Raw genomic sequence first — 20,447 nt, forward strand, 5'->3', positions numbered from 1 at the left:
AACATTTTAATACCTATTTTTTATATTTTTGTCGCGGTAAAACAAACAGATTTTTTATTTTGAAAAACATTAAAATAGATGTCGATTAGTTTTATCTTAATTCTTCAAGATAAAAAAAACACAAGTAGATGAAATTTACAGCAGAGCAAATTGCGGGTATATTAGAAGGAGAAGTTGTTGGAAATCCAGAAGCATCAGTATCTCGTCTATCCAAAATTGAAGAAGGAACCGAAGGATCTTTAACTTTCTTATCCAATCCAAAATATCAAAATTATATCTATGCTACACAAGCATCAATTACAATTGTAAATGATACTTTTGAGCCAGATGCACCGATATCAACCACGTTAATAAAAGTAAAAGATGCTTATGCTGCTTTTACAAAATTGTTGACTTTTTATAATGAAGTTAAACGTAATAAAACAGGAATTGAACAACCTTCTGTTATATCTGATTCTGCAACTTATGGCGAAAATTTATACCTAGGAAGTTTTAGTTATATTGGTCAAAATGTAACGATAGGTAATGATGTTAAAATCTATCCTAACTCTTACATAGGTGATAATGTTTCAATTGGAAATAATGTAACTATTTTTGCTGGTGTCAATATCTATTCAGAAACTGTTATTGGCAACGATTGTGTAATACATTCTGGAGTAGTTTTGGGTTCAGACGGCTTTGGTTTTGCTCCAAAAGAAGATGGTAGCTTTGATAAAATACCGCAAATTGGCAATGTTGTACTTGAAGATGGCGTTGAGATTGGGGCCAATACAACCATAGATAGAGCTACATTAGGCTCAACAATTATTCGTAAAGGAGTAAAATTGGACAATCAAATTCAAATTGCTCATAATGTAGAAATAGGAGAGAATACCGTTATTGCAGCACAAACAGGAATTGCGGGTTCCACTAAAATTGGAAAAAATGGAATGTTTGGTGGTCAAGTTGGAATATCGGGTCACTTAACTCTTGGCGATGGAATCAAAGTTCAAGCCAAATCGGGTATCAATAAAAACATTAAAGATAACGAAGTGCTTCAGGGTAGTCCCGCCTTTGGATTTAATGATTTTAATAAATCTTATATTTATTTCAAAAAATTACCCAAACTCATTGCTGAATTAGAAGAATTAAAAAAAATAATAAATCAAAAAAATGGAAATAATGGTTAAGCAAAAGACCATCAATACGGAAATATCACTTACCGGTGTTGGATTGCATACTGGTAAAGAGGTAACAATGACTTTCAAACCGGCTCCTGTAAACAATGGATTTACATTCGTTAGAATTGACCTTGAAGGACAACCGATTATTGAAGCCGATGCCAATTATGTTGTCAATACTCAAAGAGGAACAAACTTAGAAAAGCTTGGAGTGAAAATTCAAACTCCAGAACACGTTCTTGCTGCTATAGAGGGATGCGATTTGGATAATGTGATTATAGAATTGAATGCCTCTGAGTTGCCAATTATGGATGGTTCTTCTAAATACTTTGTTGAAGCTATCGAAAAAGCGGGTATTGTTGAACAAAATGCCAATCGAAATGTATACGTTGTAAAAGAAATCATCTCTTTTACTGACGAGGCAACTGGAAGTGAAATTTTGGTGATGCCAAACGATCATTATTGCGTGACAACTATGGTGGATTTTGGGACTAAAATTTTAGGAACTCAAAATGCAACCATGAAAAATATTGGCGAGTTCAAATCCGAAATTTGTGATTCGCGTACTTTTAGTTTTCTTCATGAATTAGAATCTTTATTAGATAATGGATTAATAAAAGGAGGCGATTTGAATAATGCCATTGTATATGTGGATAAAGAAATATCCGAAAATACCATGTCAAATTTGAAAAAAGCCTTCGGTAAAGATTCCATAACAGTAAAGCCTAATGGTATTTTAGATAATTTAACCTTGCATTATCCCAACGAAGCTGCTAGACATAAATTGTTGGATGTAGTAGGGGATTTGGCCTTAATTGGTACAAAAATTCAAGGAAAAGTGATTGCCAATAAACCAGGGCATTACGTTAATACACAATTTGCCAAAAAAATGGCTAAAATCATCAAAATTGAACAAAGAAATCATGTTCCAGTTTATGATTTAAATCAAGAGCCATTGATGGATATTCATAAAATTATGTCGGTGTTGCCTCACAGACCTCCTTTTTTGTTAATCGATAGAATAATCGAAATGTCGGAAAGTCATGTGGTTGGTATGAAAAATGTAACGATGAACGAAAATTTCTTCGTTGGGCATTTTCCAGAAGCACCTGTAATGCCGGGTGTGTTAATTGTAGAAGCAATGGCACAAACGGGAGGGATTTTGGTGTTGAGTACCGTTCCAGATCCAGAAAATTATTTGACCTATTTCATGAAAATTGATAATGTGAAATTCAAACACAAAGTTTTGCCAGGCGATACTTTAATCTTCAAATGCGAATTGATTTCGCCAATACGAAGAGGAATTTGTCACATGCAAGCCAATGCTTACGCAAATGGTAAATTAGTAACAGAGGCTGAATTAATGGCTCAAATAGCAAGAAAACAATAATAGAAGGTTTATTTATTAGGCATTTGTACTTAAAAATAAACTTACCAAAACAAAAACACTATGAATCAACCTTTAGCCTACGTTCATCCTGGTGCAAAAATTGCCAAAAATGTGGTAATAGAGCCATTTACAACTATACATAATAATGTAGTTATTGGTGATGGCACATGGATTGGGTCTAATGTAACTATTATGGAAGGGGCACGTATTGGAAAAAATTGCAATATTTTTCCAGGTGCGGTGATTTCTGCAGTTCCACAAGATTTAAAATTTGGAGGCGAAGAATCTTTAGCAATTATAGGTGATAATTGTACAATACGCGAATGTGTAACCATAAACAGAGGGACTATTGCATCTGGGCAAACAGTATTAGGAAACAACTGTTTAGTTATGGCTACGGCTCATATCGCACACGATTGTCATATTGGTGACAATTCCATTATTGTAAATGGAGTAGCGCTTGCTGGTCACGTAATCGTTGGTAAGTATGCTGTAATTGGTGGATTGGCTGCAATACATCAATTTATTCATATTGGTGATCATGCTATGGTTTCTGGGGGGTCTTTGGTGAGAAAAGATGTACCTCCATTTACTAAAGCAGCTAAAGAACCTTTATCATATGTAGGGATTAATTCAGTTGGTTTACGTAGAAGAGGATTTACCACTGAAAAAATTAAAGAAATTCAAGACATATACCGAATATTGTATCAAAAAAATTACAATACTTCTCAAGCTCTCGATATCATTGAAGCCGAAATGGAAGCAACTCCTGAGCGTGATGAAATTATTGATTTTATTAGAAATTCTTCTAGAGGAATAATGAAAGGCTATACAGGGTCTTACTAATTCTTTGAAATTGAGACCTAGAGTCACTGTATAGTACAAGATATTTTAAAAAATTTAAATTATTATAAAAAATGGCATCTACTTCAGATATTAAAAACGGACTTTGTATAAAACACAATCACGATATTTATAAAATTATCGAGTTTCTTCATGTGAAACCTGGAAAAGGCCCTGCTTTTGTTAGAACAAAATTAAAATCATTAACCAATGGAAAGGTGTTAGACAACACCTTTTCTGCAGGACACAAAATTGATGTGGTTCGTGTTGAAACGCATACATTTCAATTTTTATACCCAGAAGGTGATACGTTTCACTTTATGAATGCTGAGACTTTTGAACAAATCACTTTGAATAGAGATGTCTTAGATGCTCCAGAATTATTAAAAGAAGGAGAAAATGTAATGATTCAAATCAATACTGAAACTGATATGCCACTTTCAGTAGATATGGCTCCTTCAGTAGTATTAGAGGTTACTTATACTGAGCCTGGAGTAAAAGGAAATACAGCTACTAATGCTACCAAACCAGCAACTGTTGAAACAGGGGCTACTATTAACGTTCCTTTGTTTATTAATGAAGGAGATAAAATTAAAATTGATACCGCTACAAGTTCTTACATGGAGCGTGTAAAAGAATAATTTTTTTAAAGATAAAAGTATTTAATCTCTTTATTTCTTTTAGAGATTAAATACTTTCCTGATACATATCGGGAAATATGCTATACTATCATGAAATTTCCTAAAGTTTATTCTTTACAAGCAATTGCTGACTTGTTAAATTGTCGTTTTGTGGGCGATTCCCAATTTCCTGTAATGGGAATGAACGAGATACACGTGGTTACCCCAGGTGATATCGTTTTTGTAGATCATCCTAAATATTACGATAAGGCACTTCAATCTGCAGCAACTATTATTTTAATTAATAAAGAAGTAACTTGCCCTGAAGGGAAAGCGTTATTAATATCCGATGATCCTTTTCGGGATTTTAATATTCTTACCCGTCATTTTCGACCTTTTGTATCTTCAACTACAACTATTAGTGCTTCAGCTGTTATTGGGGAAAATACTATTATTCAACCCAACGTTTTTGTAGGGCATAATGTAGTAATTGGTGATAACTGTCAGATTCATCCCAATGTAATTATTTACGATAATACTATTATAGGTGATAATGTAATAATTCATGCCGGAACTGTTTTAGGAGCCGATGCCTTTTATTACAAAAAACGAGAGTCAGGTTTTGATCAACTCTTGTCAGGAGGTAGAGTGGTAATCGAAAATAATGTTGGAATTGGTGCTTTGTGTACGATAGACAAAGGGGTAACCGGTGATACTACAATTGGAGAAGGTTCAAAATTAGATAATCAGGTTCATGTAGGACATGATACAGTTATCGGAAAAAAATGCTTAATTGCATCGCAAACCGGAATTGCTGGTTGTGTAATTATAGAAGATGAAGTAACACTTTGGGGGCAAGTAGGAACCACCAGTGGTATTACTATTGGTACTAAAGCTGTTGTAATGGGACAAACTGGTGTTACCAAATCAATTGAAGGAGGCAAGTCGTATTTTGGGACACCAATTCAGGAGTCAAGAGAAAAATTAAAACAACTCGCCAATATCAAAAAAATACCAGAAATCTTAAAAAAGTTAACGTAATATGTCTCCAAAAGATTTTATTAGAGCCTTTTATAAATCAGACGCTTTAATTGATAGTACGGTTTTAAAAGAATTTATTCATCCAGATGTGTTAATCGATTGGCATTCTACAGAAGGCTTTATACAATTGAATTATGATGCTATTATTCAGCTTACAAAACAACTTCAAGAAGCGTATATTCGTTCCAAAGTACGAATAAGTCATATAGTTGAAGAAGAAAATATGGTTTCGGTAAGGTATTCTCACTTTGTGAAAACAGTCGAAAACCCAAGGGAGGAAATACATCTTGCACAGTTTATGACCATTTGGGAGATAAAAGACAATAAACTTTACAGAGGATATCAAATGAGTCATCTGTAATATTTTTTTCTCTCAATCGTTTGATTTGATATGAAAAAGCATACTTTTGCAACGCTAATTTAAAAACCACATAAAATAGATAACATGAGTGTTTTAGTTAATAAAGATTCTAAAATTATAGTTCAAGGATTTACAGGAAGCGAAGGAACCTTTCACGCTTCTCAAATGATTGAATACGGAACCAACGTAGTTGGAGGAGTTACCCCAGGAAAAGGTGGAACAACACATCTTGATTTGCCAGTTTTTAATACGGTAAAAGATGCAGTAGTTCAGGCAGGTGCCGATACGTCTATTATTTTCGTACCACCCGCTTTTGCTGCTGATGCTATTATGGAAGCTGCCGATGCTGGAATTAAAGTTATTATTGCCATAACAGAAGGAATTCCTGTGGCAGATATGATTAAAGCCAACGCTTACGTTAAAGACAGAAACGCTCGTTTAATTGGTCCAAACTGTCCAGGAGTTATTACTCCAGAAGAAGCCAAAGTTGGTATTATGCCAGGCTTTGTTTTCAAAAAAGGAACCGTAGGAATTGTTTCAAAATCTGGAACTTTAACTTATGAAGCTGCTGATCAAGTGGTAAAACAAGGGTTAGGTATTACAACTGCAATTGGAATTGGAGGAGATCCAATCATTGGAACCACTACTAAAGAAGCGGTTGAATTATTAATGAATGATCCAGAAACTGAATGTATCATTATGATTGGAGAAATTGGTGGACAATTGGAAGCTGATGCTGCCAAATGGATTAAAGCCGATGGAAATAGAAAACCAGTTATTGGTTTTATTGCAGGTGAAACTGCTCCAGCAGGTAGAACTATGGGACATGCAGGTGCTATTGTAGGGGGATCTGATGATACAGCTGCCGCTAAGAAACAAATTATGCGTGATAATGGTATTCACGTTGTGGATTCTCCTGCAGAAATAGGTAAAAAAGTAAAAGAAGTTTTAGGTTAATCCTTCTTTTTTAAGCAATAGAAATGCCTCACAATTTGTGGGGCTTTTGTTTTTGAAATTAGTTTATTAATCAATTGGTTAATCGCTTGAATTTCAGTAGTTAAATTAGTAAATTTGAGTTTAAAATCTTCATAAATATGAAAAGAGTCTATTTTTGGATTGCTGTTTTTGTTGTATTTGCAGTAATTTATTCCTGTGCAACAAATCCTATGACTGGAAAGTCAACTTTAAATATGGTGTCTAATAGTGAATTGTTTCCTTCTTCTTTTCAACAATATGGACAATTTTTAAAAGAGAACAAAGTTCTGCAAGGCACTGTAGATGCAAAAAGGGTAGAAACTATAGGTGTTAAAATAAAAGATGCAGCTCAAAAGTATCTGGCTTCTGTAGGGTATAAAGATTATTTGAATGAGTATCAATGGGATTACAAATTAGTTGAAAGTAAAGATGTAAATGCCTGGTGTTTGCCTGGGGGGAAAATTGTTGTCTATACGGGTATTTTACCTATTGCTAAAAATGATGCTGGCCTAGCTACTGTTATGGCACATGAAGTTTCTCATGCCCTTGCCAATCATGGTGCTCAACGTATGAGTGCCTCAAAATTAAAAGAATTAGGTGCTGTAGGTTTAGCTGTAGCTACAGGAGGAAAGTCTGCAGAACAACAAGCCATGTGGCAACAAATTTATGGAGTTGGTTCGCAAGTGGGTGTGATGTTGCCTTTTAGTAGATCACATGAAACTGAAGCCGACAAAATTGGTCTTACTTTAATGGCAATAGCAGGTTATAATCCTGAGGAAGCTATTTCATTTTGGCAAAGAATGGGGGCACAATCAGGCGGTGCTGCTCAACCCGAGTTTATGAGTACACACCCATCAGATGCCACCCGAGTTGCTAATTTAAAGCAATTGATCCCTGAAGCAAAAGCAACTGCACTTAAGTTCGGAATCAAATTTTAGTAGAAATCAAGATTTGTAAGTTTTAAACCAAGTTTTTACTTGGTTTTTTTGTCTATCCAAGTAAACCATTTCAGATAAAAAAGATATTTTTACAAAAAATTAGTTTACACTTATGACAGATCAACCCAAAGGACAAAAGAAGGTTTTAAATGCTTGGGCTTTTTATGATTGGGCCAATTCAGTTTATTCTTTGACTATTGCTTCCGCTGTATTTCCTATATTTTACGAAGCCCTTTTTACCAATCGAGGACATTATATTGAAGTGTTTGGAGTGAATTTTAAGAACACTGCGTTAATCAGCTTTACTACAGCTATGGCTTTTTTGGTAATAGCCATGTGTTCTCCAATTTTATCTGGTATTGCTGATTATATGGGGAATAAAAAGATTTTCATGAAGTTTTTTTGTTATACAGGCTCTATTGCTTGTATGGGGTTGTACGTATTTCAATTGGAATCAATTTATTTGGGATTGTTTTTTTATTTTTTTGGATTAATTGGCTATTGGGGGAGTATTGTTTTTTATAATTCGTATTTGCCTGATATCGCATATAAATCACAACAAGATGCCATAAGTGCCAAAGGGTATTCCTTAGGTTATTTCGGGAGTGTTATTTTGTTGCTCGTTAATTTGGGAATGATCATGCAGCCCAAGTTTTTTGGAATAACCGGAACCGAAGGAGAAGCTGCTATGAAGGCAATGAGGTATTCTTTTATCATGGTGGGTGTTTGGTGGATTCTTTTTAGTCAATATTCATTTTATTATCTACCAAAAGGAAATAAAAAAATAACTGAAGCAACTCGCAAAGATGTTTTGTTGAATGGTTACAAAGAGTTAAGATTGGTTTGGAATATTCTTAAATCGAACGAAATTCTGAAGAAATACCTTTATGGTTTTTTTGTTTCAAGTATGGCTGTTCAAACGGTTATGTTGGTGGCAACTTATTTCGGAGCTCAAGAAATTGCTTGGAAATCCAAAACAGATAGTACCATTGGTTTGATTATTTGTATTCTCTTGATTCAATTTATTGCTATTATAGGAGCATTTTTAACTTCAAAAGCTTCTGAAAAGTTTGGGAATATCAAAGTTTTAATTGCTATTAATGCATTTTGGGTATTATTATGTGTTGGGGCCTTTTTTATTGTGTTGCCAATGCAGTTTTATATTATGGCAGGATTGGTAGGTTTGGTTATGGGAGGAATTCAAGCATTGTCCAGGTCAACCTATTCAAAGCTGTTGCCTGAGACACTCGATACTACGTCATTTTTTAGTTTTTATGATGTAGCAGAAAAGATAGGAATCGTTATAGGGATGTGTGTTTATGGTTTGATAGATCAAGTAACAGGAAGTCCTAGGTTTGCCATCGTGTTTTTGGGTGTATTCTTTGTTTTAGCTGTTGTTTTATTGCAAAGAGTGCCCGTAAAAAAAGCCACTTCACTCATGTAAATTGTGGGGGGGGTATAAGCTATCCGGATGATGTTAACTTTTTGAAATACTACCCGATCCAGATATTTGAGTGTCCTTTTGATTGGGATTTCCAGAATATAAAATTTTACCAGAGCCTGAAATTCTTGCATGTAAACTATCAGAGCAAGTTACTTTTATGTTACCAGAACCCGAAATGATAACTTTGGCTGCTTTCGATTCCAATTGCGAGGCGTCAATGTCTCCCGAGCCAGAGATTGAGGTGGTTATTTCATTGGCTATGCCTTTTAACAAAACACTTCCTGAACCACTAAGAGTCATGTTTAGTTTTTTGGTGTCTAGTAATAGTTTCAATTCTCCCGAACCTGAAAGTTTTGTGTCAAAAGTTTCGGTTCTAATTACATCTCTGCTTATGATTGTTCCTGAACCACTCAAAGAAAGTTGGTTGATGGTTTCAATTGGGATTTTAATATGGATGTTTTGATTGTTCGAAGTTTTTAGATAATAGCCTTTTTCGGAACCTATGGTTAAAATATTTTCGTTCACCGATACAGCAATGTGGTCGATAAGGTTTTGTTCTCCTTCAAGACTGATGTTACCTTCTTTTCCTGCTATTAATTCTACATCGTATACCCCAGAAATTTTAATGCCTTCATAGGCTGTTGTGCTGCGGTTTTGAGTAACAATCATACCGTTGCCTTTTATGGTCTTGCTGTTGTTCCATTGCCCAAAAGACAAAAAGGAAATCAAGAATAAAACTAGACATTCTAAATAGGTTTTTGTTTTCATGAGAATTGCATTTGGTTACAGTTTTAATTGAGATATTGGAATAAATTTAAGAAAAAAAAGAATAGGGATAATCTAGTATTTTTGACTGCTAATTTCAATGCGATTTTATGGCAAAAGATTAGAATCAAGATTTTTAAAGTTTAAGTTTTAATTATCGAGTTTTAGTATTGCGATGCGTGTTGTATTCTGGCATAAAGATTGACATAAACCTTATGGATTTTGTGTGCTATGGTTCCATAAACATTGAATTTCAGATAAATAAAACGTTTAAATCATTAACTTTGTGTCGAATGATTTTTCATTTAATGACAAAATGACTCAATAATACTATGTCAAATCATAAAATACTAACAATTGACAACTTGTCACTTCAAGAATTTGATTCTGAATCGGATTTGATTCCTTTGTTAACTCCCGAGGACGAGGAGGAAATGAATAATGAATCGTTGCCCGAAACATTGCCCATATTGCCGTTGCGAAATACAGTTTTGTTTCCAGGGGTGGTAATTCCAATATCAGCTGGGAGAGATAAATCAATAAAATTAATCAATGATGCCAATGCTTCTGGAAAAGTAATTGGAGTGGTTGCTCAAATTAATGAAGCAGATGAAGATCCTTCTAAAGATGATATCAATACAATTGGTACCGTAGCCAAAATTTTGAGAGTTCTCAAAATGCCTGACGGGAATGTAACGGTAATTCTTCAAGGGAAAAAACGCTTCGAAATTAATGAAGTGGTATCTGAAGATCCATATATTACGGCCACTATAAAAGAAGTTGCAGAGAAACGTCCTAAAAAAAATGATTCCGAATTTAATGCTATCATTGAATCCATCAAAGAATTGGCCATTAAAATTATTCAAGAAAGCCCCAATATTCCAACTGAGGCTACTTTTGCCATAAAAAACATCGAAAGTCAGTCGTTTTTGGTCAACTTTGTTTCTTCTAATATGAACCTTTCGGTCAAAGAAAAACAAGATTTATTAGCCATAAATGGTCTGAAAGAACGTGCATTGGAAACTTTGCGTTTCATGAATATTGAATTGCAAAAGTTAGAATTAAAAAATGATATTCAGTCCAAAGTTCGTTTTGATTTAGACCAACAGCAAAGAGAGTATTTCTTGCACCAACAAATGAAAACTATCCAAGAAGAATTGGGTGGTGTTTCTCAGGAGGAAGAAATGGATGAAATGAGCCAAAAGGCGAAATCCAAAAAATGGGACGAAAAAACGCAAAAACATTTTGAAAAAGAACTAGCTAAAATGAGACGCATGAATCCTCAGTCGCCTGATTTTGGTATTCAACGCAACTATTTAGAAGTGTATTTGGATTTGCCTTGGGGTGAATATTCTAAAGATAATTTTGATTTAAAACACGCTCAAAAAATATTAGACAAAGATCATTTTGGTTTAGATGAAGTCAAAAAACGAATGATTGAACATTTGGCGGTTTTGAAGCTTAGAAATGATATGAAATCGCCTATAATTTGTTTGACAGGACCTCCGGGTGTTGGTAAAACTTCAATTGGTCGTTCGGTAGCTGAGGCATTAGGTAGAGAATACGTTCGAATATCTTTGGGAGGATTACGTGATGAAGCTGAGATACGTGGGCATCGTAAAACATATATTGGCGCTATGCCAGGTCGTATCATCCAAAGTTTGAAAAAAGCGGGAACCTCAAATCCTGTTTTTGTTTTAGATGAAATTGACAAACTTTCAAGTAGTCATAATGGAGATCCTTCTTCGGCTTTGCTTGAAGTTTTAGATCCAGAGCAAAATAATGCCTTTTATGATAATTTCCTCGAAATGGGATACGATTTGTCTAAAGTGATGTTTATTGCTACATCTAACACAATGTCGACAATTCAACCCGCTTTAAGAGATCGTATGGAAGTCATTAATATGTCGGGTTATACCATTGAGGAGAAAGTTGAGATTGCCAAGAAACATTTGTTTGCTAAACAATTAGCGGCTCATGGTTTGACTTCTAAAGATTTATCTATTGGTAAAAAACAATTGGAAAAAATCATTGAAGGATACACTAGAGAATCTGGCGTTCGTGGATTAGAAAATAAAATCGCTCAAGTGGTTCGAAATGCTGCCAAATCAGTTGCGATGGAAGAGGAGTACAACAAAAAGGTAACCGATGAAGATATCATAAAAGTATTAGGTGTTCCAAGATTAGAGCGTGACAAATATGAAAGTAATGATGTGGCAGGATTAGTTACAGGTTTAGCTTGGACTAGCGTTGGTGGCGATATTTTGTTTATCGAATCATTAATTTCTGCAGGAAAAGGCACTATGACAATTACTGGAAATCTAGGTAATGTCATGAAAGAATCAGCAACTATTGCTTTAGAATATATTAAAGCAAATGCTGAAATGTTAGGTTTGAATTCAGAAGTGATTTCTAAATATAATGTGCATTTACATGTGCCAGAAGGTGCTACACCAAAAGATGGACCAAGTGCTGGGATAGCCATGTTAACTTCTTTAGTTTCATTGTTTACACAAAAACGTGTGAAAAAACAATTGGCTATGACGGGTGAAATTACATTGAGAGGAAAAGTATTGCCTGTTGGTGGAATTAAAGAAAAAATATTAGCAGCGAAAAGAGCGAATATTAAAGAGATTATACTTTGTCATGAAAACAAAAATGACATTGACGAAATCAAACCAGAATATCTAGAAGGATTGACTTTTCACTATGTAAAAGAAATGAGCGAAGTTTTGGCTATCGCAATAACGAATCAAAAAGTGAAAAACGCAAAAGAAATTAAGTAAATATATATTTTAAAATATCCAAATTCTCTTATCTAAACGTTTGAGAATTTGGATTTTTTTATGGTTTCTATGTTTAACTTTATTTTTTAAATTATAAAATTTTATCTTCGCTTTTACGTTATAAAAGTTATCTAAAAATCCAACTATTTTGAGGGTCTATCTAAAAGTTGTTATCGTATTTCTATTATCATTTAGCTCTTCAATAGAGGCTCAAATAGGTGGTCGGTATACCTATCAATTTTTAAACCTAGTTACTTCCCCTCGACAAGCGGCATTGGGAGGAAAGGTGTTAACGATTTATGATCAAGATGTAAATCAAGTACATTTTAATCCGGCAACCATAAATGCAGAAATGCATAATCAATTAGCCATTAACTATGGGAATTATTTTGGAAATGTAAGTTATGGGACGGCTTCCTATGCCTATACATACGATAGACATGTGCAAACTTTTCATGCTGGAGTTAACTATGTCAATTATGGCTCTTTCGAAGGCTACGACGAAAACGGACAACCCACCGCAGCATTTACTGGAAATGAAGCGGCTCTAACCTTGGGATATGCTTATAATATTCCGTATACCGATTTTCACTTGGGTGTTAATGCGAAATTGATTTCTTCCACTTTAGAGCGTTATAACTCTTTTGGCGGCGCTATAGATTTGGGAGCAATCTACATCGATGAGCGTAATGATATCAATTATGCCTTGGTGATTCGAAATATTGGTACACAATTTACCACTTATTCGGGGGTGCAGGAAAAATTACCTTTGGAAATTCTAGTAGGAGTTTCTCAGGAATTGGAGAATGTCCCCATACGTTGGCATTTAACATTGGAGAATTTGCAGCAATGGAATCTAGGTTTTTCAAATCCAGTACGATCTGAAACTTCTATAAACGGACAAGAAAATGCTGAGAATGTTTCGTTTTTTAATAATGCGTTGCGTCATGTGGTTCTTGGTGCCGAATTGTTTCCTAAAAGAGCTTTTTCGCTTCGTTTTGGATACAACTTTAGAAGAGGCGAGGAGCTTAGGATAGTTGAGAAAAGAAATTTTTCAGGAATTTCTGTTGGTTTTGGATTAAAAGTAAACCGATTGAAGTTTAATTATTCCTATTCCCGCTACACTTTAGCTTCCAACACAAGTTTATTTGGTTTGACCTTAAACTTGCAATAAGAGTTTTATAACTTTGTAAACTATTTTAAAAAATTAAATTTTGAATTCAAAAATAACAATAGCAATTGATGGCTTTTCATCCACAGGGAAAAGTACATTAGCAAAACAATTGGCAGCTCATCTCGGTTATGTTTATGTAGATACTGGAGCAATGTATCGTGCAGTGGCTTTTTTTGCCATGCAAAAGGGATTTATATCCAATGAAAAATTCGATAAACTAGCCTTAATACAAGCTTTGCCTTCTATACATTTGGCTTTTCATTTTAATGCAGACAAAGGGTTTGCTGAAATGTATTTGAACGATCAAAATGTAGAGCAAGCCATTCGCACATTAGAAGTGTCAAATTTTGTAAGCAAAGTGGCAGAAGTTTCGGAAGTGCGTGCTAAATTAGTGGAACAACAAAAAGAAATGGGCAAAAACAAAGGCATCGTTATGGATGGTCGTGATATTGGTACAGTTGTTTTTCCGGATGCCGAACTCAAAATTTTTATGACAGCCAGTGCTGCAACACGTGCACAGCGTCGATTTGATGAATTGCAATCCAAAGGAACTGAAGTAAGTTATGAGGAGGTACTTCAAAATGTTGAAGAAAGAGACTATATTGATACCCATAGAGAAGATTCTCCTTTAATTATTGCTGACGATGCTGTAGAAATAGATAATTCTTTTTTGACAAAACAGGAACAATTTGACGTGGTAATGGATTTGGTTCATCAAGCAATTACAAGACACTAAGTTTTGTCATTTACCATTTAAATAGTAGCTTTACCATCTTAACATTTTATTACAATTTGAATTTATTTTATGGGAATTAAAAATAGGTTGATCATCATGAGCTTTCTTCAATTTTTTGTTTGGGGAGCATGGCTTATTACCATTGCAAATTTTTGGTTTGGCACAAAGCAATGGGATGGAACACAATTTGGTTTGGTTTTTAGTACCATGGGAATTGCTTCCTTGTTTATGCCAACTCTAACTGGAATTGTAGCTGATCGATGGATTAATGCTGAAAAGTTATATGGCGTTTTACATATTCTATATGCCTTAATCTTGTTTTATCTACCTCAAATTTCCACACCAGATAATTTTATTTATGTTATGTTGATTGCCATGTGTTGTTATATGCCAACCATAGCATTAAGTAATTCGATTTCTTACACTGCTTTGAAGTTGAACAACTGCGATGTAGTTAAAGATTTTCCTCCAATTCGTGTTTACGGTACTGTAGGTTTTATTGTAGCCATGTGGATTACTAATCTTACGGGAAATAAGGCGTCGGCTTATCAGTTTTATATTGCCGGTATTGCTGCCATTGGTTTAGGATTGTATGCTTTTACATTGCCAAAATGTAAACCTCAAAATTTGATTAATGAAAATGCTTCATTGATGGAATTAATGGGATTACAATCTTTCAAATTGTTTGCCAATTATAAAATGGCGTTGTTCTTTATTTTCTCCATGTTTTTAGGAGCTGCTTTGCAATTGACCAATGCTTATGGAGATGTTTTTTTAGACGAATTCAAACATTTTCCTAAATATGCGGATTCATTTGTGGTGAAATACTCTACCATCATTATGTCAATTTCTCAAATATCTGAGACTTTGTTCATTTTGGCTATTCCTTTCTTTTTAAAGCGTTTTGGGATCAAACAAGTAATGCTTATTAGTATGTTGGCTTGGGTGTTGCGTTTTGCATTATTTGCTTTTGGCGATCCTGTAAATGGTTTGTGGATGATTATTTTATCCTGTATTGTATACGGAATGGCGTTTGATTTTTTCAATATCTCAGGTTCATTGTTTGTGGAAACAAATACAGATGCAAAAAATAGATCTTCAGCTCAAGGCTTATTTATGATGATGACCAATGGTATTGGTGCGGTTTTAGGAAGTTTTACCTCAGGCTGGGCTATCGATAAGTTTTTTACTAAATCCTTTACTACTTCTGCTGAATTGGCTGTTTTTTTAGAAACAGATCCTGGTAATTCGAAAATGCTTGATTTCGTGTCTAGTCAAGGTAAAAAAGTTTCTACAGATGGATTGTTCGATTCTGAAATTTTGATGAAAGATTGGCATCATATCTGGTTGGCATTTGCAATTTATTCCTTGATAATTGCGGTAGCCTTTGCTATATTATTCAAACATGAACATCGACCTCAAGAAGTGGAGTCTGTAAATCATTAATACCTATAAAGTAAAATCCCAGCTTTTTAAGAGAACTGGGATTTTTTATTGCTACTTAATAGTTATAATATTTGATTAATTGATTGTTAAAAGAGCACTTTTGTAGTACATTTGCACCGCAGACCGCCTTATCGTCGTCCTGATTTATAGGGAGGGAGGAAAGTCCGGACACCATAGAGAAGCATAGCGGGTAACGCCCGTCGGTTCGCCTCGGCGAATTAGGACAAGTGCAACAGAAAGTATGTACAGGTAATGCTGTAGTGAAACCAGGTAAACTCTATGCGGTGAAATATCAAGTATATCAGCATTTAAGGGCTTCTCGTCCGTTGCTGAAGGGTAGATAGCTTGAGCTTATGAGTAATTGTAAGTCTAGATAAATGATAAGGGTTTCGTTTCGACTTTTGTCGTTTTGAGATACAGAATCCGGCTTATAGGTCTGCTTTTTTTATCACAGTGAAATAAAACGAAGTGACTATTCATCTTCGTCATTCCAATCGTCTTCTAAATCATCGTCGTAAAGGTCATCCTGATCTTCTTCATTGGTTGCATATTCGAAAAAACTAAAAAACGAACCACCATAATTCTTTTGAAATGAAAAATGTTCCAAATGATCCATTTGGGTGTGTTTAGAATGTTCTATGATTAGCATGCCGTCTTCTTCGAGTAAATTCTTTTCGAATACAAGTTGTACTACTTTTTCAAAAGTACTTTGATCTAGTCCATAGGGTGGGTCGGCAAAAATTATATCGTATTGCGTTTTACCGTTTTCTAAAAATTTGAAAACATCACTTTTGGTTGCGGCAATCGTAAAATCAAATTCTGAACTTACTTGTTTGATAAATTTAATACAACCAAAATCACCATCAACAGCGGTAATGGGGTAACTGCCTCTTGATGCAAATTCATAACTAATATTTCCGGTACCTGAGAATAAGTCCAAAACTTTTAAACCATCAAAATTAAAGTGATTGTTTAAGATGTTGAATAAAGCTTCTTTACTCATATCGGTCGTAGGTCGAACTGGTAAGTTTTTTGGTGGGAGTATTCTTCTTCCTTTATATTTTCCAGAAATGATTCTCATGAGTTAAAAAGTATAAAATGTTGTCTATTGATGGTTTCAGAATAATCGTTGTTTTTTTGCAAAGAACTCATGTCGAAAAATGAAATGTTTCTTATGTATTTATACGCTAATTGATAAAAAGGACTTTCCTCAGTGAGTGAGCCAAGAAATTCTAACGGGAAATGTTCGGGATTTAAACTTAATTGTTCTGCTGTAAACAAGATGTAGTATAAAAAATCTTCTGGTGTGGAGTATTCAAAAGTATTGAATAATAAAAGTTGTTGATTTTGTACCACAACGATCTCAAAATGTCCCGAATTAAAGTGTACAACCATTTTTTTGGTATCATTGTTTTTGGAGGTTTCCAAAATCTTAGTTACCAATATGGTATTGGCATGTTTGTAATCAAAAGAGCCAAACTGATCGATAAAAAAATTATTGATATTTACATACGGAATGTATACCGTATTCATTTCGTAATTGGAAATTGTATCGAAGGAGAAATAATCAGTAGGAAATACTTTAGTGTTGTATTGTAAATAACTTCCTAAATAATTTTCATCGAATAAAGCTTTTGGGACAAAAGTCGACAATGTGTTGTTATGTATGACTACAATTTCATCATAGGACTCCTTTAATTCTGGGAAATCTTTAAAAGCATCAGAAAAAAGAGTTTCAATTTGAGTTGATTTATGAAAAGTATCAAAATGAATTTCGTTATACGAAGTAATTTTTTTTTGTAACGTATCAAAACAACAAAATGACAAACCCGTTAATGAAACTTGTAGGGCTAATTTGTTGTATTTTTTTTGTGTTATACTCATTTTAAAACAGGCTTTTTTTGAATCACACAAACTTACAAATTTAAATAGCAATTGCAATTTCATTAACGGTAAATAAATATGGCTCTCTCATTATTCCCATATTTTTCAATTCCGAAATCATACCCTTATAGAAAACTTTCCGTTACTTTGTGGCTTAATTTTATGTTATGAATTCTGCTCAATTTTACGGACTTTTACAAAAGCAATTTCCGTTTCAACCTACCTATCAACAAGATATTTTTTTTCAAAAAATTGCCGTTTTTTTGACAGATACTTCAAACGATTCAATTTTTGTATTGAAAGGGTATGCAGGTACAGGAAAGACTTCTGTAATTTCCACAATTGTGAATAATTTAGTTGCCATACAAAAAAAATATGTTTTGTTAGCACCAACGGGTCGAGCAGCCAAAGTAATCGCCAATTATTCGGAAAAACCAGCTTTTACCATTCATAAGAAAATCTATTTTCCTAAAAAAACATCCGGAGGCGGCGTTTCTTTTACGCTGCAACCCAATAAACATAAGAACACCATTTTTATCGTCGATGAAGCCTCTATGATTTCGGACACCAATTCCGATTCGAAATTGTATGAAAATGGCTCACTATTAGATGATTTGATTTCGTATGTGTATTCGGGAACCAATTGCAAAATGATCCTTTTGGGAGATACCGCTCAGTTGCCTCCAGTTAATCTTGAAGTGAGTCCAGCGTTGGATATTCATTCGTTAGAATTGCATTATGCCAAAAATGTAGAGCATATTGAATTGAATGAAGTCATGCGTCAAGAAGAAAGTTCTGGAATTTTATATAATGCAACTGCTTTGCGTGAATTGCTTAACGATGCTTTCGTGACGGATTATCAATTTGATTTGAAAAAATTCAAAGATATCGTCCGACTTGTGGATGGTTATGATATTCAAGATGCGATTCATTCAGCTTATAGCAACTACAGCATTGAGGATACCGCTTTTATTGTACGTTCTAACAAAAGAGCGAATCAGTACAATGAGCAAATTCGTGCCAAAATATTAGATAAAGAAAGTGAATTGGCCACGGGCGATTTTTTGATGGTGGTCAAGAACAATTACTTTTGGCTAAAAGATTCTGATGAAGCTGGTTTTGTAGCCAATGGTGACATCATCGAAGTGTTAGAGATATTTGCAATCAAAGAATTATACGGTTTCAAATTTGCAAAAGTCAAAATCAGAATGGTCGATTATCCCAACCAAAAACCTTTAGAAACCGTTTTATTATTGGACACCATTAAAAGTGAATCGCCTTCTTTAACCTACGAAGAATCGAACAGATTGTATCAAGAAGTGATGAAAGATTACGAAGGCGAAACCAAATACAAACAGTTTCAGAAAGTTAAAAATAACGAGTATTTCAATGCACTTCAAGTCAAATTTTCCTACGCCATCACTTGTCATAAATCGCAAGGTGGACAGTGGAATACGGTTTTTATTGAACAACCGTATTTGCCCAACGGTATCGATACGGATTATGTTCGTTGGTTGTATACTGCCATGACACGTGCGAAAAATAAGCTATATTTGATAGGATTTAAAGATGATAGTTTTGTAGAATAGTGTTTTATTATCTGTTGATATAATTATAAAAAAAAAGAAAAATAATGAAAATAATAGCAGTCATTCCCGCTCGATACGCCTCCACACGATTTCCTGCAAAATTAATGCAAGATTTGGGTGGACAAACAGTCATCAGAAGAACTTATGAGGCCGCCATGAATACACAACTTTTTGATGATGTGTTTGTGGTAACCGACTCTGATTTGATTTATAATGAAATTGTTTCAAACGGCGGTAAAGCCATCATGAGTATCAAAGAACATGAGTCGGGGAGTGATCGTATTGCAGAAGCAGTTGAAAATTTGGATGTTGATATCGTGGTCAATGTACAAGGCGATGAACCATTCATAAATGCCGAACCTTTGGCAAAAGTGATTGAAGTATTTAAAAACGACACCAACCAACAAGTGGATTTAGCTTCCTTAATGCGTGAAATTACAAATGAAGATGAAATAAATAATCCAAATAATGTGAAAGTGGTGGTGGATCAAAATGGCTTTGCTTTATATTTTTCACGTTCTGTAATTCCGTATCCAAGAGAAAAAAATGTAGGAGTGCGTTATATGCAACATATCGGTATCTACGCTTTTAGAAAGCAAGCCTTATTAGATTTTTACAGTTTGCCTATGAAATCTCTCGAAGCTTCTGAAAAATTAGAACAGTTACGTTATTTAGAATTTGGTAAACGAATAAAAATGGTTGAAACTAGCCACGTAGGAATAGGTATCGATACGCCTGAAGATTTAGAAAAAGCAAAAAAGTTATTGAAATAAAAAAATCATAAAATAAGTTGTATATTAGATTGATATTCAGTTATCTGTCTCTAGTGTAATGTTTCGTTTTGTTTTTAACTAAAAAAAAATATTATGAGAAAATTATTTTTTACAACTGTTTTTTTTGTTGGATTTTGTTGGGGAATTCAGGCTCAAATATCACTTAATGATGTAAATAAAGTCACATCAGTAGCCTCAAAAGCAGCAACATCCTCTTTTGATGTAGGGGCTATCGGCAGTCAGATTGTAAATTCATTACAATCTAAAATTCAATTAAGTCCTGAGCAGGTTACACAAACTACTTCAATTGTTACTGAATTATTAAATAAAAAGAAAAATGCCTTGCCTATGTTAGCTACAAACAAGGCGGGTTATCAAAAAGTAATGTCTGGTATACAAACTGCTTTTCCTTCTAAAATGAAAACTGTTTTAAAAGCACAACAATATGCTAGTTTGTTACAGTTAATTCCTAAAACATCTAGTTCAACTAATATATTATCTAAATTACTCTTCTAGTTTTAA

Annotated in this window: 19 protein-coding genes and 1 other RNA gene; 17 read left to right on the top strand and 3 right to left on the bottom strand. The window is 34.2% G+C overall.

Translation table 11 applies throughout. The features are described from left to right. Positions 1-128 precede the first annotated feature (128 nt). The 9 genes from lpxD (at position 129) to ACZIX2_RS03775 (ending at position 8,772) form a co-directional block, all read left to right on the top strand. Entirely contained in the window at positions 129-1,169 is a 1,041-nt protein-coding gene (gene lpxD / locus ACZIX2_RS03735) for a UDP-3-O-(3-hydroxymyristoyl)glucosamine N-acyltransferase (RefSeq protein ID WP_463338741.1), read from the top strand. Beyond that, the gene (locus tag ACZIX2_RS03740) at positions 1,162-2,550 is read left to right on the top strand and encodes a bifunctional UDP-3-O-[3-hydroxymyristoyl] N-acetylglucosamine deacetylase/3-hydroxyacyl-ACP dehydratase (RefSeq protein WP_463338957.1); all 1,389 of its coding nucleotides are present in this window, start codon (positions 1,162-1,164) and stop codon (positions 2,548-2,550) included. The genes lpxD and ACZIX2_RS03740 overlap by 8 nt, the downstream gene beginning before the upstream one ends. Before the next feature lie 60 nt (positions 2,551-2,610). Further along, positions 2,611-3,396, top strand: coding sequence for an acyl-ACP--UDP-N-acetylglucosamine O-acyltransferase (lpxA, locus tag ACZIX2_RS03745; RefSeq protein WP_463338742.1), 786 nt, complete (start codon positions 2,611-2,613; stop codon positions 3,394-3,396). 71 nt (positions 3,397-3,467) lie between these two features. Then, positions 3,468-4,034: an elongation factor P gene (gene efp, locus ACZIX2_RS03750; RefSeq protein WP_463338743.1), complete on the top strand. Its 567-nt coding sequence runs from the start codon at positions 3,468-3,470 to the stop codon at positions 4,032-4,034. A gap of 90 nt (positions 4,035-4,124) precedes the next feature. Continuing rightward, positions 4,125-5,054 (top strand): UDP-3-O-(3-hydroxymyristoyl)glucosamine N-acyltransferase, encoded by a 930-nt coding sequence (locus tag ACZIX2_RS03755; protein ID WP_463338744.1) that lies wholly within the window; start codon positions 4,125-4,127, stop codon positions 5,052-5,054. 1 nt (position 5,055) lies between these two features. Continuing rightward, positions 5,056-5,415, top strand: coding sequence for a nuclear transport factor 2 family protein (locus ACZIX2_RS03760; protein WP_463338745.1), 360 nt, complete (start codon positions 5,056-5,058; stop codon positions 5,413-5,415). Positions 5,416-5,499: 84 nt separating this feature from the next. Further along, positions 5,500-6,372: a succinate--CoA ligase subunit alpha gene (sucD, locus tag ACZIX2_RS03765; protein ID WP_463338746.1), complete on the top strand. Its 873-nt coding sequence runs from the start codon at positions 5,500-5,502 to the stop codon at positions 6,370-6,372. Between the two features lie 137 nt (positions 6,373-6,509). After that, positions 6,510-7,328 (top strand): M48 family metallopeptidase, encoded by an 819-nt coding sequence (locus tag ACZIX2_RS03770; protein ID WP_463338747.1) that lies wholly within the window; start codon positions 6,510-6,512, stop codon positions 7,326-7,328. A gap of 112 nt (positions 7,329-7,440) precedes the next feature. After that, positions 7,441-8,772, top strand: a complete 1,332-nt coding sequence (locus tag ACZIX2_RS03775) for an MFS transporter (RefSeq protein WP_463338748.1) — start codon at positions 7,441-7,443, stop codon at positions 8,770-8,772. 33 nt (positions 8,773-8,805) lie between these two features. Here the strand turns inward: ACZIX2_RS03775 and ACZIX2_RS03780 are convergent, their stop codons facing one another. Next, positions 8,806-9,540 (bottom strand): head GIN domain-containing protein, encoded by a 735-nt coding sequence (locus ACZIX2_RS03780; RefSeq protein WP_463338749.1) that lies wholly within the window; start codon positions 9,538-9,540, stop codon positions 8,806-8,808. 329 nt (positions 9,541-9,869) lie between these two features. Here ACZIX2_RS03780 and lon point away from each other — a divergent pair, with 329 nt between their 5' ends. From lon to rnpB, 5 genes are all read left to right on the top strand, one after another. Then, the gene (gene lon / locus ACZIX2_RS03785) at positions 9,870-12,323 is read left to right on the top strand and encodes an endopeptidase La (protein ID WP_463338750.1); all 2,454 of its coding nucleotides are present in this window, start codon (positions 9,870-9,872) and stop codon (positions 12,321-12,323) included. Positions 12,324-12,471: 148 nt separating this feature from the next. Continuing rightward, positions 12,472-13,497 carry a type IX secretion system protein PorQ gene (gene porQ, locus ACZIX2_RS03790; RefSeq protein ID WP_463338751.1) on the top strand — a complete coding sequence of 342 codons (1,026 nt, stop codon included), beginning with the start codon at positions 12,472-12,474 and terminating at the stop codon, positions 13,495-13,497. A gap of 40 nt (positions 13,498-13,537) precedes the next feature. Continuing rightward, a complete protein-coding gene (gene cmk, locus ACZIX2_RS03795; RefSeq protein WP_463338752.1) occupies positions 13,538-14,233 on the top strand; it encodes a (d)CMP kinase in 696 nt (231 codons plus the stop codon). 69 nt (positions 14,234-14,302) lie between these two features. After that, positions 14,303-15,679: a nucleoside permease gene (locus tag ACZIX2_RS03800; RefSeq protein WP_463338753.1), complete on the top strand. Its 1,377-nt coding sequence runs from the start codon at positions 14,303-14,305 to the stop codon at positions 15,677-15,679. 115 nt (positions 15,680-15,794) lie between these two features. After that, positions 15,795-16,126, top strand: an RNA gene (rnpB, locus tag ACZIX2_RS03805) — RNase P RNA component class A. Positions 16,127-16,151: 25 nt separating this feature from the next. Here rnpB and rsmD read toward each other — a convergent pair. Continuing rightward, entirely contained in the window at positions 16,152-16,760 is a 609-nt protein-coding gene (gene rsmD, locus ACZIX2_RS03810; RefSeq protein WP_463338754.1) for a 16S rRNA (guanine(966)-N(2))-methyltransferase RsmD, read from the bottom strand. Further along, positions 16,757-17,563 carry a DUF3822 family protein gene (locus ACZIX2_RS03815; protein WP_463338755.1) on the bottom strand — a complete coding sequence of 269 codons (807 nt, stop codon included), beginning with the start codon at positions 17,561-17,563 and terminating at the stop codon, positions 16,757-16,759. Before ACZIX2_RS03815 ends, rsmD begins: the two co-directional genes overlap by 4 nt. 167 nt (positions 17,564-17,730) lie before the next feature. Between ACZIX2_RS03815 and ACZIX2_RS03820 the strand changes: the two genes are divergently transcribed. The 3 genes from ACZIX2_RS03820 to ACZIX2_RS03830 all read left to right on the top strand — a co-directional run bounded on the left by ACZIX2_RS03820 (position 17,731) and on the right by ACZIX2_RS03830 (position 20,441). Continuing rightward, the gene (locus tag ACZIX2_RS03820; protein WP_463338756.1) at positions 17,731-19,152 is read left to right on the top strand and encodes an ATP-dependent DNA helicase; all 1,422 of its coding nucleotides are present in this window, start codon (positions 17,731-17,733) and stop codon (positions 19,150-19,152) included. 44 nt (positions 19,153-19,196) lie between these two features. Then, complete coding sequence (gene kdsB / locus ACZIX2_RS03825) at positions 19,197-19,925, top strand: 3-deoxy-manno-octulosonate cytidylyltransferase (RefSeq protein ID WP_463338757.1); 729 nt, start codon at positions 19,197-19,199, stop codon at positions 19,923-19,925. Between the two features lie 93 nt (positions 19,926-20,018). Further along, the gene (locus ACZIX2_RS03830; RefSeq protein ID WP_463338758.1) at positions 20,019-20,441 is read left to right on the top strand and encodes a hypothetical protein; all 423 of its coding nucleotides are present in this window, start codon (positions 20,019-20,021) and stop codon (positions 20,439-20,441) included. Positions 20,442-20,447 lie beyond the last annotated feature (6 nt).

It is taken from the genome of Flavobacterium riviphilum (genome assembly GCF_055231795.1).

Excerpts from the sequence above, each read along its gene's own strand:
- ACZIX2_RS03770 (WP_463338747.1), top strand. The coding sequence starts at position 6,510 with ATGAAAAGAGTCTATTTTTGGATTGCTGTTTTTGTTGTATTTGCAGTA.
- ACZIX2_RS03740 (WP_463338957.1), top strand. The coding sequence starts at position 1,162 with ATGGTTAAGCAAAAGACCATCAATACGGAAATATCACTTACCGGTGTT.
- efp (WP_463338743.1), top strand. The coding sequence starts at position 3,468 with ATGGCATCTACTTCAGATATTAAAAACGGACTTTGTATAAAACACAAT.
- rsmD (WP_463338754.1), bottom strand. The coding sequence starts at position 16,760 with ATGAGAATCATTTCTGGAAAATATAAAGGAAGAAGAATACTCCCACCA.
- ACZIX2_RS03800 (WP_463338753.1), top strand. The coding sequence starts at position 14,303 with ATGGGAATTAAAAATAGGTTGATCATCATGAGCTTTCTTCAATTTTTT.
- sucD (WP_463338746.1), top strand. The coding sequence starts at position 5,500 with ATGAGTGTTTTAGTTAATAAAGATTCTAAAATTATAGTTCAAGGATTT.
- lon (WP_463338750.1), top strand. The coding sequence starts at position 9,870 with ATGTCAAATCATAAAATACTAACAATTGACAACTTGTCACTTCAAGAA.
- ACZIX2_RS03760 (WP_463338745.1), top strand. The coding sequence starts at position 5,056 with ATGTCTCCAAAAGATTTTATTAGAGCCTTTTATAAATCAGACGCTTTA.
- lpxD (WP_463338741.1), top strand. The coding sequence starts at position 129 with ATGAAATTTACAGCAGAGCAAATTGCGGGTATATTAGAAGGAGAAGTT.
- lpxA (WP_463338742.1), top strand. The coding sequence starts at position 2,611 with ATGAATCAACCTTTAGCCTACGTTCATCCTGGTGCAAAAATTGCCAAA.
- ACZIX2_RS03820 (WP_463338756.1), top strand. The coding sequence starts at position 17,731 with ATGAATTCTGCTCAATTTTACGGACTTTTACAAAAGCAATTTCCGTTT.
- kdsB (WP_463338757.1), top strand. The coding sequence starts at position 19,197 with ATGAAAATAATAGCAGTCATTCCCGCTCGATACGCCTCCACACGATTT.
- ACZIX2_RS03775 (WP_463338748.1), top strand. The coding sequence starts at position 7,441 with ATGACAGATCAACCCAAAGGACAAAAGAAGGTTTTAAATGCTTGGGCT.
- ACZIX2_RS03815 (WP_463338755.1), bottom strand. The coding sequence starts at position 17,563 with ATGAGTATAACACAAAAAAAATACAACAAATTAGCCCTACAAGTTTCA.
- ACZIX2_RS03755 (WP_463338744.1), top strand. The coding sequence starts at position 4,125 with ATGAAATTTCCTAAAGTTTATTCTTTACAAGCAATTGCTGACTTGTTA.
- ACZIX2_RS03830 (WP_463338758.1), top strand. The coding sequence starts at position 20,019 with ATGAGAAAATTATTTTTTACAACTGTTTTTTTTGTTGGATTTTGTTGG.
- ACZIX2_RS03780 (WP_463338749.1), bottom strand. The coding sequence starts at position 9,540 with ATGAAAACAAAAACCTATTTAGAATGTCTAGTTTTATTCTTGATTTCC.